Annotated in this window: 4 protein-coding genes; all 4 read right to left on the bottom strand. The window is 47.7% G+C overall.

Going from position 1 to position 13,657, the window contains the following annotated elements; genetic code table 11:
- Positions 1 to 8: 8 nt before the first annotated feature.
- A complete protein-coding gene (locus C7B65_RS28850; protein ID WP_073072313.1) occupies positions 9 to 563 on the bottom strand; it encodes a hypothetical protein in 555 nt (184 codons plus the stop codon).
- A gap of 330 nt (positions 564 to 893) precedes the next feature.
- Positions 894 to 5,687, bottom strand: coding sequence for a non-ribosomal peptide synthetase (locus C7B65_RS17935; protein WP_073072315.1), 4,794 nt, complete (start codon positions 5,685 to 5,687; stop codon positions 894 to 896).
- A gap of 4 nt (positions 5,688 to 5,691) precedes the next feature.
- Positions 5,692 to 10,299, bottom strand: a complete 4,608-nt coding sequence (locus C7B65_RS17940) for a non-ribosomal peptide synthetase (protein ID WP_073072317.1) — start codon at positions 10,297 to 10,299, stop codon at positions 5,692 to 5,694.
- 70 nt (positions 10,300 to 10,369) lie between these two features.
- On the bottom strand, positions 10,370 to 13,612 hold the full coding sequence (locus C7B65_RS17945) for a non-ribosomal peptide synthetase (protein WP_073072318.1): 3,243 nt from the start codon (positions 13,610 to 13,612) through the stop codon (positions 10,370 to 10,372).
- Positions 13,613 to 13,657 lie beyond the last annotated feature (45 nt).

The raw sequence follows: 13,657 nt of genomic DNA on the forward strand, positions 1-13,657 counted from the left end.
GCCATTTTCTAACTAGATACGGGCCTGTCAGGGCCAGGAAATCCTGGGGGTGTGTGGACTGGGATATCCGCTCCGATTCGCCCCATAATTGTTAAGCCCGTAGTCGCCAGTACCACTGAAATGTGGAATATCTTACCGGGATCAATTTTGCCAGTCTTCTGCAACTCGTCGAGTAAATCGATAAGGGTTGGGGAGATGGCTACGACAGCGGTGGAAACGGCACCCCAGAAAGTTTTGCTTTCAAAGATGCTTTTAGCCTGAGTTGGATCCGCTGGCTTGTCAGGACCAGGCAAACCAGCGGGTGTGTAGACTGGAGTTTCCGCCTCTATCCGGCCCATGATGGTGATGCCTGTAGTGGCCAGCAAAATTGGAATTTTGAGCATGGTGAAAGGAGAAATTTTCCCCGTCCTGAGCAACTCGTCCAGTAGGCTGGTGATGGCCGGGGCGATCGCGACGGCAGCGCTCGAAATGGCTCCCCAAAAGGTTTCGCTTTCAAAGATACTCTTGGCTTCAGGAGCAGCGGCAGCAGGTAGGCTTGGCAATGGTTCAGAGGGGTTTTGCATAAAAATCCTTCCACTAAATTGTCAATTTTATTTTATTTTACATCAAGGGTTTTAGAGGTTTATATAGCAATCCTAAATGAATTGTGGGATGGGCATCTTGCCCGTACAGGCTAGAAGCCTGCCCCACTTTCACAACTGAAATAGGATTGCTATAGCAATTTTTCTTGCACTTTATCAGGTCTCGATCCTCTTGAAAACTAGGTACTTCAATCTCGTAGAGGGTAGATTCCCCGCCCCTTGGGGCGTAAGTGTCTAATTAAAAAAGGGCTGTTTGATACCCCGTCCGCTTGCGGCGGAGTCGTTCATTGATACTGCTTAAGAACTACATTGTTAATTCTGGAGAGTCTGCTCCAGAATTTCATTCATCACGTGGGCGTTATGGTATAAGTATTCATTGACGAGCATATCCCCGTGATTGCCCAAGCCCTCGTAAACCGATACCTTCCCTGTAGTGATGTTAACCCAGCTATCCAGGTTATTGGAGATTGGCTGATTCTCTTGCGAACAAATCAAATGAATATTGGCTGCTATTTGTCCATTATTGATGACATGATTTGAGTAGCGCAGGTAAGCCGTCATTTTCGTCCTGAGTTTCTCTTTGAAGTGTGGGTTGTTGAACAACTGGTTTAAATCTTTGTCTTCTTGAACAAACGTAGAGTAGTAGCCGATTTCTGCATCAACTTGCTCTTGAATCATCGCCTCGCTGTCATTGCGTTGGCAAAATCGGGGCACGGAATCCAACATAATGATGTCTGAAACGTGACGATCGCGTTGCTCTAATCCTTTTGCTAATTCAAAAGCCAAATTACCGCCGCCACAATACCCCAATAAGACGTAGGAACCCTCCGGTTGCGCCTTTTCCAGCAATTCTATGTAGCGGGCGACAGGATTGTTGTCTTCAATAAAGTCTAAGCCGTAGACTGAGTGAAACTTAAGCTGTTGAGCCAGTCCCTTAAACGCGATTCCATAACCCAACACAGTGGGTAAAGCAAAGAGGGGTTTCTCGCGTTCGGTACTGAGCAAGATCATCTGTTCTTTGCCAATAATGATATTCTGATCAGGCCCGATCGTGGCGATATAGCTACCGAGATAGTTACCGAGGGTGCGAATTGTGGAAAATTCAAAGACAGACTTGAGGGCGATTTCGATGCCCAGAGATTTGCGAATTCGGGAAAGCAGCGTCAATGCCTTTAAACTGTGACCGCCAAGCACAAAGAAATCATCGTCCACCCCTATACTTTTAACACCCAGTAAATCCTGCCAAATCTCAGCTAAAACTTTTTCTACACGGCTCCTGGGCAGTTCATAGGCTTGATTTTGCTTCCCAGTGAGTCCTGCTTGTTGCAACAGAGCTTTGCGGTCAAGTTTGCCGTTATGAGTTAAGGGGAACTGATCTACTAATTGGAAATCACTTGGAATTAGGTATTGTGGTAGTTGGTCGTCAAGAAAAGCCCGAATACTCTTGACTAACGTTTCCACCTGTCCCCACTGCTCCGCTGCTTTCTCCTGCTGAGATTGGGTAGCCGTGTTGGACATTTGGCTTTGGACTCTATGTCCATAGATTTTATAAAGGTTGGTGCCTTTGAGGAGGTTGTCTTGGGCAACCTGAACTTGAAATCCGTATCTGGCTAAACGGGCTTTAACGTGTTCTAACCGCCCGTCGATGTCGTGAACTTCCACAATCAGTTGCTTAATTTTTTGCCAGTCCTCTGCATCAATACCATCCAGAACATCTAGTTCACTTTTTTCAACATCAATCTTCAACAGATCGACGTGACTGATATCTAACTCTCGCAGAACTGAGGATAGCCGTCTGAGATGAACAGTTTGGGAAAGAGATCGCATGCTGTCATCCAGTTCCTCTTCGGTTGAGAGTACTCCATTTGACCCTTTGACTTTCTCGTTGTTCAGGATAAATGATGACACGATTGTTCGATCGTCCTCAGTATCCCCATATCGACCTGACATCACAGTATTCGTGGGGTAATACGTAAACGTTTGCTGAGTTTCTTCACAGGAGAGGCTAAAGGGATAGCAATGAATCTTTTCACCATAAAGGATAGAGTTTTTACTCAAGGTTGCATAGACTGGAGGAATCGGTTCAAAAGCGTAAATTTGTGCTTCGGGATACTGCTGATGGATTAACAGTGAAAACATACCAATGTTGGCTCCCACATCGAAAACAATGTCACCATTGCTAACGGTAATTCCATGTGCCAGGTAATTCTCTTCCTCAAAGATCTCCTGATATAGGTAATCGATTTCTTTCCGATTCATGCCAAACATCTGTAAGCCATTGGGCAACGAGTGTAACTGATTTTGAAGATTGGGATCCTCTGCGATCAGCCTAACTAACCGTCGTAGCAGGGGTGCCCGTCCAGAATCAGGGATGAGATAAGCCTTTAATTCCTGCTCCTGGTCTGGGAGTTCACGGGTCGCCACAACCGCCTCTTCAACGCCGGGGTGCTGCTTGAGCAAACCCTCCACTTCACCCAACTCTACGCGGTGTCCTCTAATTTTCACCTGATCGTCTTTTCGACCCAGGTAGATCATTGTTCCAGTTTCCAACCATTTGCCCAAATCTCCTGAGCGGTAAAGCTTACTGGTTGGCTCTAGGGGATGTGCAATAAATTTTGCTGCACTCAAGGCAGGGTTTGTCCAATAACCATCGGCTAAACAGGAACCCGCAATATAAATTTCACCCACACAGCCAATCGGGACAGGCTGAAGATGACTATTGAGAATGTAGACTCTGGTATTGTCTATGGGTTGACCGATCGTGATGTGATCTGGTTCTGTTACTCGATCGACAATACATCCGACAGTTGCTTCTGCTGGGCCATATTCGTTATAGATTTCCATATTCGGATTGAGAGCCAGTAATGTTTCGACTTGCTCTTTTTTCAACTCCTCGCCACCCACAATGGCTAATTGAATCGCAGTTTGCTTTGCTTCTAATTGTTTTAAGGCTGAAATATGAGCGGGTGTCAGTTTGATAGTATCGATTTGGTTTTCCAGGTCGATAATCTGTCTGAGGGTTTGGTCAATTTCTTCTCTGTCCACTACTACGACTGTCTTGCCGAGAACCAAAGGACAGAAGAGACTGGTGATCGTTAGATCGAAAGCCGGAGAGGTAAACAGGGGCATGGTTCCCAAATTTCGCCCCCGGAAGTAGAAATTGGCACACCACTGAATGTAGTTAAAGAGACTGGAATGATTGACTGCGATGCCTTTTGGGTTGCCAGTTGAACCCGATGTAAAGATGATATAAGCCAGGTCGGCCGGGGATGGCAAATGGTTTGTTGAAAGTGGTTCAAGCAGATCTAGATTTTCGATGACAACCACGGTGCCAGAAAAGTTTTTCAGTTCGGTACTGAATCTCTCATCGACGATCGCGACTTTGCTCCCAGATTCGCTGATCATTGCCAGATTTCGTTCTATGGGGGCTTTCGGATCCAGGGCCATAAATCCGCATCCCGCTTTGATCACAGCCAGTACCGCAATCACGAATTGTTCGGACGGCGAAAGCAGAATTGCGATCGGTTCACCGGGTTGCACCTGGGTTTGTGTCATCAGGTAAGCTGCGATTTTGTCAGCGGTGATACCCAGTTCCCGATAGCTGAGTTTTTTGTCAGCAAACTGTACGGCTATTGCATCTGGAGTGTGATTGGTCTGTTGTTCAATCAAGTCAACGATGGTTTTTTCTGGCTCACGAACCGTTTTAGTCGCATTAAATTCTGATAGTAGCAGGTGGCTTTCGCGATCGCTCAGGAGTTGAATATCAGCGATCGCAATTTCCGGGAATTGCAGCACCGCTTTGATGATATTGCTCAGATGGCTCTCAAGGCGTTGGAGATAAGCCGGACTAAAAACGTTTGCATTGTATAAAAACCGGAATTGGAGTTGATTTCCTGGAGTTACAACTACCGAGAAGTCATAATTGCTTTGTTCTACAACCTGAACTTTTTCAATTGTAAATCCATAATGAGTCGTTTCTAATGCTTCACGTACGCGATCGTGGGCAGGATAGTTTTGAAAGACAATCAGATGGTCAATCAGGCTCGACCGATGCTCACTCAATGCCTGGATATCTGCTAATGAATAATAGCTGTGTTCCATGCTGGCGATCGCATCGTTTTGAATCTGCTCCATTAATTGAGCAAATGTTAATTGCGATGTCAAACGAACCCGCACCGGAACCGTATTGATGAACAAACCAAGCATCTGCTCAATGCCCCTAATTTCAGGAGGGCGACCCGATATTGTAGAGCCAAAAATAACGTCATCAGCATCATGATAGTGGGCTAACAAGACTGCCCACATACTTTGAACTAGACTGTTCAGAGTAACCTGATATTGACGAGCCAACTGCTCTAACTGGCTGGTCGATTGTTCGTCTAGCGTAAAAGTAAATGTAGATAATTGATACCCCGTTGCTGCAAACTGACTTCTTGGCATCCTCACTGGATCGGTATACCCCTGCAAATACTGCTTCCAGTACTGCTGTGCCGCCTCGGTATTTTGCTGTTTTAACCAGCGAATAAAGTCGCTATAAGGTGGGGCACTACCAGGATTTGGACGCTTACCATCAACGAGTGCCTTATAGGTGTCAATGAGTTGTCCTAGCATCAGACCAGAAGACCACCCATCTAAAAGAATGTGATGATACGTCCAGACGATTTCATAAGCATCGGGGTGCGTCTGAAAAACCGCAACCCGCATCAGTAAATCTCGATCTAACTTAAATCCTGTTTTTCGGTCTTTCTGTTGATAGGTTTTCAAAAAATCTTCTTGTTGTTTCCCTGTCAGATGCTGAATATCTTCATAGTGAAAAATTATCTGGCATTCCCTTAAAACCATTTGTAAGGGTTGGGACGCTTTTTGAGGAATTAGAATAGTTCTAAAAATGTCATTTTGTTTAAACAGCTCGTTCCAACTTTTCTCAAACAGATCAATATGAAAATCACCCGTAATTGAACAGAAAATCTGCTCTAGAAAAGTACCCAGACTTTCGTCGTAGAGCGAATGAAACAGCATTCCCGCTTGCATGGGAGTCAATGGATACAAATCCTTTAAATTTTCCTTACCTGTGCTGACACTTTGAACTTTACCTTGATTATTCATCTCATTATTCCTCGGTAAAAATTTCCTCAAACTCTTCCAAACTTAAATTGTCGTAGGTTAAATCAGCAGGGGTGAGTTCGATCGTCTGTTGCTGCTGACAATGCTCAACGATCTCTTTCAACGCCTGCTCGTAATTCTCTAAAAGTCTTTGAATAGTCTGCAAATGAAATCGGTCAGTACTGAAAGTAACTGAAAATCTCAGTTTCCCTTCATGAACAAATCCCGAAAATTCCAATTCGTGTGTTCGTGCAGATTCGGGATCAATCAAATTACCGCATGGCTCTTCCGCCAAATCAAATCGACTGAAGCGAATATCTTCGTCGATACGCCCCAAATAGTTGAACAAAATGGCAGATTGTTGATCAATCCAAGCATTTCGTTCTTGCTCGTTTAGTATTAAGTAGCACCAGATCCCATAACCGATCCCTTTGTGAGGAATTTGTCGCAGCATTTCTTTAATGGACTTGATTTGGTATCCCAAATCGCTAGTAGAACCTAAATCGAGCAAGACAGGGTAAATACTGGTAAACCAGCCTACAGTCCGGCAGACATCTACCCCATCAATATCATCTACTCGTCCATGTCCCTCCAAATCAATCAAAAAGCTCCGATATCCACACCACCTATGGAGGGCGTGAGCCAGAGCAGTCAGTAAGATGTCATTAATTTCGGTATTATAAGGACGGTGAACTTTCTTCAGTAGGGAGTCTGTTTCCTCTGGAGTTAAAGCAAAGTCCAGGGTGCAACTATCCCGAACTAGATTTTCCCCTTCAGGAACATCGATTGTAAAAGTATCCACCACTGTGTTGGTCAGGTGCTGCCAATACTCTACTTCTTGTTGTAATAGTTGACTGGTGCTATATTCTTGCAGCGTCATTGACCATCGCTGATAAGAGTCAGTTTTAGCAGGAAATCTGATTTCCGAACCCGCACACGCTTGATCATACCCCTGGGCTAGATCCTCCAGTAAAATCCGCCAGGAGACCCCATCTATCACTAAATGGTGAGCAGCCATTAACAGTCTGTCTCCTTGATCCAGATGGAAGAGCATAAACCTGATCAAAGGACCGTGATCTAGATCCATGCTAGATTGAACTCGATCGGCTTCTGTCTCTAGCCGATGGATGGCATCCACTTGCCCTACTAAATCAATAACTTCTAAATCAAAACAATGCTCAACGTCTGCACACTCCTGGACGATCGCCTCATCGATCGTCCTGAATCGCAACCGGAGTGCATCATGATGGCACTGAATCTGTCGAACAACGCAGCGTAGGGCATCCACATTCCATCGCTCCGCAGTGGCGAGCATAATAGACTGATTAAAATGATGTTTCTTACCGGGGTAAGTTGAGAGAAATCTGAGTTGAATTGGGGTTAGGGGTACAATCCCTAATACGATTCTCTGGTCAGCTTGATTTTCGTGCAAAACCGCTTGTTGCACGAGTTCGGCGATGGTTGGGAACTGAAACAGGTGTCTTTCTTTGATTCTCAGGTTGTGTTGGGCTAAACGGGATACTACCTGGATTGCCTTGATGGAATCTCCACCCAACTCAAAAAAGTTGTCGTAAATACCGACCTCCGTCAACCCCAATGCTTGAGCCCAGATGGCGGCTAAAATCTTTTCTGTAGAAGTAGAGGGTAGAACAAAGCGAGTTGCTGAATTGATGGATGCCTGGGGTGCTGGCAGGGCGCGGCGATCACATTTTCCGTTAGCAGTCAGGGGCAGAGCTGCCAACTGCACAAAGGCACTAGGCACCATGTAATCGGGTAGTTTCTCCTTCAGGAAGCGACTCACTTCCCGGGTGTCGATTGATTCTGTGCTGGCAACAATATAGGCTACCAAGCGCTTGTCACCGGGTTGATCTTCTCGGAGGATCACCACAGCTTCCCGGATTTGGGGATCTTGTCTCAGCACCGCCTCAATTTCTCCCAATTCGATCCGGAACCCCCTCAACTTCACCTGGTGATCCATCCGACCGAGAAATTCAATCGTGCCGTCACTGAGGTAGCGGGCTAAATCACCCGTTTTATAGAGGCGGCTTCCCGGTTCTGGGCTAAAAGGATGGGGAATGAATTTCTCAGCCGTCAAATCCGGGCGGTTGAGATACCCCCTGGCTAAACCAACACCGCCGATGTGCAGTTCACCTGGAATACCGATCGGCACAGATTGGAGATAGTGATCGAGAATGTAAAGTTGGATATTACTAATCGGATAGCCCAACGATACAATTGGCTGCACACTGTCCCGTTGACATTGCCAGAAGGTCACGTCGATCGCAGCTTCTGTGGGACCGTAAAGATTATGCAGTTCGCAACTCAAATGGGCAAAGAAACGCTCTTGAAGTTGAAAAGGAAGCGATTCGCCACTGCAAAAAACTCGTTTTAAGCAATGACAAGCATTCAGCCCTGACACTCCCAGAAAAGCTTGCAGCATGGAGGGAACGAAGTGCAAGGTCGTGATCTGCTGCTCCTGGATTAGCTGTAGCAGATAAGCACTGTCTTTGTGTCCTTCGGGTTTGCATAACACCAAACACGCCCCGGTCAACAACGGCCAAAATAGCTCCCAGACCGACACGTCGAAACTGTAGGGAGTTTTCTGGAGAACGCGATCGTGGGAGGCTAATGGGTAAGTTTCCTGCATCCAGAGCAAGCGGTTGCAAATCCCACGGTGGGTATTCATGACTCCTTTCGGTCTACCCGTAGAGCCAGAGGTAAAAATGACATAGATGAGGTTGTCTAATTGCACCCCAGAGGTCGGATTCGCCTGCGAGAGTTGGGCTAACTCCCGCCACACTTGCTCCACACACACCACCGACCCGGACTGAGATGGGAGCTTCACAGCCAGCGTGGAGTCCGTCAACAACACCGCTATCGGGGTGTCCTCCAGCATCACTGCCAACCGCTCTGCTGGGTAAGCCGGGTCTAACGGGACATAAGCGCCCCCTGCCTTGAGCACGCCCAGCACCGCTACCAACATCTCTAGAGAGCGTTCCAAACAAATCCCCACTAACCCCTCTGCTCCCACTCCCAACGACTGCAAATAGTGCGCCAGTTGATTCGCTCGCTGATTCAGTTGGCGGTAGGTTAACTGGTGCTGCTCAAATACTGCTGCTACTGCATCTGGCGTGCGCTCCACCTGCATTTCAAACAAGTGGTGAATGCAGGCTTGTGAATACTCCACCTGCGTCTGATTCCACTGCTCCACCACTTGCTGACGCTCTGACGGCGGCAGCAAGGGTAAGGTAGCAATGGGGTGTTCTGGATGAGTAACGATCGCCTGCAGCAAGGTTTGAAAATGCCCGCTCAGGCGGCGGATAGTGCTGGCATCAAACAAATCACTGTTGTACTCCCAGACTCCAGTCAACCCCGCTTCTGTTTCTGCCATCGACAACAGCAAATCAAACTTGGCGGTGACATTGGCAATGTCTAAAAGTTCGAGCGTCAAACCAGGTAGTTCCAGTTGACCCATCGGGGCATTTTGCCAAGCAAACATCACCTGAAACAGGGGCGTGTGGCTGAGGGAGCGCTCGGGTTGCAAGGCTTCCACCAGTTGTTCAAAAGGCAGGTCTTGATGGGCATACGCCTCCATCGCCACCTGCTTCACCCGCTGCAACAGTTCTAGGAAGGTGGGGTTGCTTTGCAGGGGCAGGCGCAGCACCAGGGTGTTGACAAAGAAGCCAATCAGTAGCTCCAGTTCTCGACGAGTGCGATTGGCGATCGGAGACCCGATGACGATATCGTCCTGGTGACTAGAGCGGGCGAGGAGCGTGGCAAAGGCGGCGAGCAAGGTCATGAAGAGCGTAGTCCCGGCTGACTGGGACAGGGCTACGAGTTGCTGACTCAGGGGAGAGTCGAGTTGAAATTGCTCTGTGCCGCCCGCAAAGCGTTGCACCGCGGGACGAGTTCTGTCGCTGGGTAATTCTAAAAGGGGGGGAGCGCCTGCGAGTTGGTGTTGCCAGTAGGCGAGTTGGGTGGTGAGTATGTCGCCGCTTAAGGACTGGCGTTGCCAGTGAGCAAAGTCTGCGTATTGGATGGGTAAGGGATCCAAGGGGGAGGGCTGTCCTTGTAAAAAGGCGGCATAGAGGGCAGCCACTTCTCGAATGAAGATGCTGGTAGACCAGGCATCGGAGACGATATGATGCAGGGTCACCAGGAGGACATGGGAGTGTTCAGCCAGTTGCAGGAGGCTGACCCGGACTAAAGATCCAGTTGCAAGGTCAAAGGGAGCCTGGGCTGACTGGAAGGCGAAGTCTTGGACGTGTTGGGCTTGTTCTGCTGAGGGGAGAGATCGCAAGTCCACCAGAGTCAGGTCAAAGTCAGCGGTGGGAGAGATGAGTTGGACTAAGGAGCCGTCGTGGAGTTGGAAGTGAGTACGCAGGACTTCGTGGCGTTGAACGATTTCAGTCAGCGCTTGCTTGAGTGCTGCCAGGTTCAGCACCCCGGTTAACTGCAACGCAGATGGAATGTTATAGACAACACTACCCTCCTGAAGTTGGCTGAGAAACCACAAGCGCTGTTGAGCAAAAGATGCCGGAAATACGAAGACATCCTCTTCGATCGTACCAAAATTATTCTCACTGACCGCTAGAAAATCGTTGGTCTGTTTCATGAAAACCTCTCCTGGGTGTTCCCGTGATCATCATTGCAGCATGGATCGAATTTTTCTCTCTATTAACCCCCTATTGTCGCTCCTCATCCATCAGTAAAGAACGTTTCATGCGGCGAGTCTCCCGCGAGAGAGGCACGATCGCAGATGTTTGCAGTTTTTCATCCTGGACTTGTAGCTGTTCTATGACCCTGGCTAGTTCTGCGACTGTGGGAGACTCAAACAAGTGGCGCAGAGGCACATCCAGGGAGAAAGCGTCCCGGATGCGAGAAATCAGTTGGGTGGCTAACAGGGAATGTCCTCCGAGTTCAAAGAAATTGTCATGGATACCCACTTGTTCTAAGTGGAGCACTTCAGCCCAGATGGGAGCTAATGCCTTTTCCGCAGATGTAGAGGGAACAGAGTCAACGATTAAATTGACGGATGCTTGGGGTGCTGGCAGGGCGCGGCGATCACATTTTCCGTTAGCAGTCAGGGGCAGAGCTGCCAACTGCACAAAGGCACTAGGCACCATGTAATCGGGTAGTTTCTCCTTCAGGAAGCGACTCACTTCCCGGGTGTCGATTGATTCTGTGCTGGCAACAATATAGGCTACCAAGCGCTTGTCACCGGGTTGATCTTCTCGGAGGATCACCACAGCTTCCCGGATTTGGGGATCTTGTCTCAGCACCGCCTCAATTTCTCCCAATTCGATCCGGAACCCCCTCAACTTCACCTGGTGATCCATCCGACCGAGAAATTCAATCGTGCCGTCACTGAGGTAGCGGGCTAAATCACCCGTTTTATAGAGGCGGCTTCCCGGTTCTGGGCTAAAAGGATGGGGAATGAATTTCTCAGCCGTCAAATCCGGGCGGTTGAGATACCCCCTGGCTAAACCGACACCGCCAATGTGCAGTTCGCCGACAACTGAGATGGGGACTGGTTGGAGAAAGGAATCCAGTATATAAAGCTGGGTATTGGCAATAGGACGACCAATGGGCACTGCACTCGATCGTGGGGTCTGAGGGGTCACCTCATAAACGCAACAACCCACCACGGTCTCTGTGGGTCCGTATTCGTTAATTATTCTGGTGTGAGGCGCGTAATTGTGCCAAAATGAGAGACTGTCCCCCAACAGCGCTTCACCACCAACAATCAACAACTTCGTTTGACCCCCAACATCAGCAGTTAACAATTGGCTGAGAATATCCAGATGAGCAGGAGTCAGTTTGACAAAGCTGAAATGACTGTTAGAGTTCAAGGCGGTACACAAAACCTCTATTTGTTCATTCTCTGGTAGCATGACGACCTTCTGCCCTACCAATAAGGGAGAGAATAAACTAGTAATCGTTGAATCAAAGCTAATCGAAGAGTTAACAGGAACGCCATTCCCTTGTGCTACTGCATAGGTCTGAGTAGACCAGTACAAGTAATTTATCAGTCCTTGATGGGAGATCGCTGTTCCTTTTGGTTTTCCAGTAGACCCCGATGTAAAAATTACATAAGCCAAGTTTTTAGAGGAAACACCACTCATTAAGTTTTGGTGATTTTCAGTGGAGATGATTGACCAATCGGCATCTAAACGGATTACACGGGATTGATTTCTGGGTAAGCTAGCTACTAATCTATCCTGTGTTAATAAAACTGAAACCTGGGAATCCTCCAGCATATAAGCCAATCGCTTCTGAGGATAAGTGGGGTCTAGAGGCACATAAGCCCCACCCGCCTTGAGGATTCCCAACAAGCCCACTACCATCTCAATTGAACGTTCTACACAGATACCCACCAACACCTCCGCTTCAACTCCCAAGGTTTGTATGTAGTGCGCCAGTTGGTTGGCACGAGCGTTCAATTCTCGATAGGTCAGTTGCTCCTCTTCAAACACTACCGCGACTATATCAGGAGTTCTCTCTACCTGTTCTTCAAACAACTGGTGGATGCACTTATCTTGGGGGTAATCTGTCTGCGTATCATTCCACTCAAAAAGCAACTGCTGTTGCTCCTGAGGCGTTAGCAGCGGTAATTCACACAAACTTGCTTGTGGATTTGCTACCATTCCTAAAAGCAAGGTTTGAAAGTGACCCAACATTCGGTGTATCGTTTCTGGCTCGAAGCTGTTAGTATCGTAGCCAATGCGTACAGAAAATTCTGAACCAGGTTCCGCTACCACCGTTAAGGGATAATTCGTTTGATCGAAAGTCCGAAAATTACTAATTGCTAAACTGCTATCCAATTGTTGCAAAGAAGTATCTACTGGGTAGTTTTCAAATACCACAATGCTTTCAAATAAGGGCATTCCTCGTGGTACTTCACTAACACCTTGAATTTCAACCATTTGACTGTATGAATATTGCAACTGTTCTACTTGCTGTGCTTGCAACTCACGCAGCCAAGGCAGTAGGTTCGCGGAGGCCGAGACTTGAACCCGCACGGGCAGGGTGTTAATAAACAGCCCTACTATCGATTCCACTCCCATGAGGACAGGAGGACGACCGGAGACGGTGGCACCAAAAACTACATCTGATTCCCGACTATAACGATACAGCAGTAGTGCCCAAACTCCTTGTACTAAAGTGTTTAGTGTCAAATGATGTTGTTGTGCAAAAGACTGTATCGCAGCAGTTTCTGTTGCGGATAAGCGAAGATGTTGCTGGTCGTGGATCGTTGGCTGTTGAGTAGTTCCCTTGCCCCCAGCTTTATCTACAACCAAAGGAGTAGGTGCGGTCAACCCCTTAAGGGTTTGATGCCAAAATACTTGTGCTTGAGAGAGGTCTTGCTGCTGCAACCAGGCGATGTAATCTCGGTAGGGACGGGGAGTTTCTAGGTACAAGTCACTGCCTTTGCAGAAAGAATCATATAAAGACAAGATTTCTTTAAAGACGATCGGATAGCACCAGCCATCAAGCAGCAGGTGATGATGGCTCCAAACAAAGTGGAAAGTCTCTGGAGCAATCTGAATCAAAGTGCAGCGCATTAGGGGAGCCTGATTCAGTTCAAATCCCTTGGTGCGATCGCTCTGTAATAAAGCCTCTAATTGCTGTTGTTGTTCAGGCGGAGTCAGACTTTGCCAGTCGCTTTCAAACCAAGGTAAATTTACTGACTTACATACAACTTGGTGCGGTTCGTCTAAACCATCCCAAACAAAGGCGGTACGCAAAATCGGATGACGAACGATCACTTGCTGCCATGCCTGCTTAAACGCCAAAATATTTAAGTTCCCGTGCAGCGTACAGCACTGTTGCTGGAAATAAACTCCCGATGCTGGAGCGTACAGCGAGTGAAAGAGTATACCCTGCTGCATGGGTGAAAGAGTGTATATATCCTCAACATTCTTCATCTCAAAACCTCCAGAAGACCACCATCGCTGTACCCCATTAGAACC

It is taken from the genome of Phormidesmis priestleyi ULC007 (genome assembly GCF_003003695.1).
GTDB lineage: Bacteria > Cyanobacteriota > Cyanobacteriia > Leptolyngbyales > Leptolyngbyaceae > Phormidesmis_A > Phormidesmis_A priestleyi_A.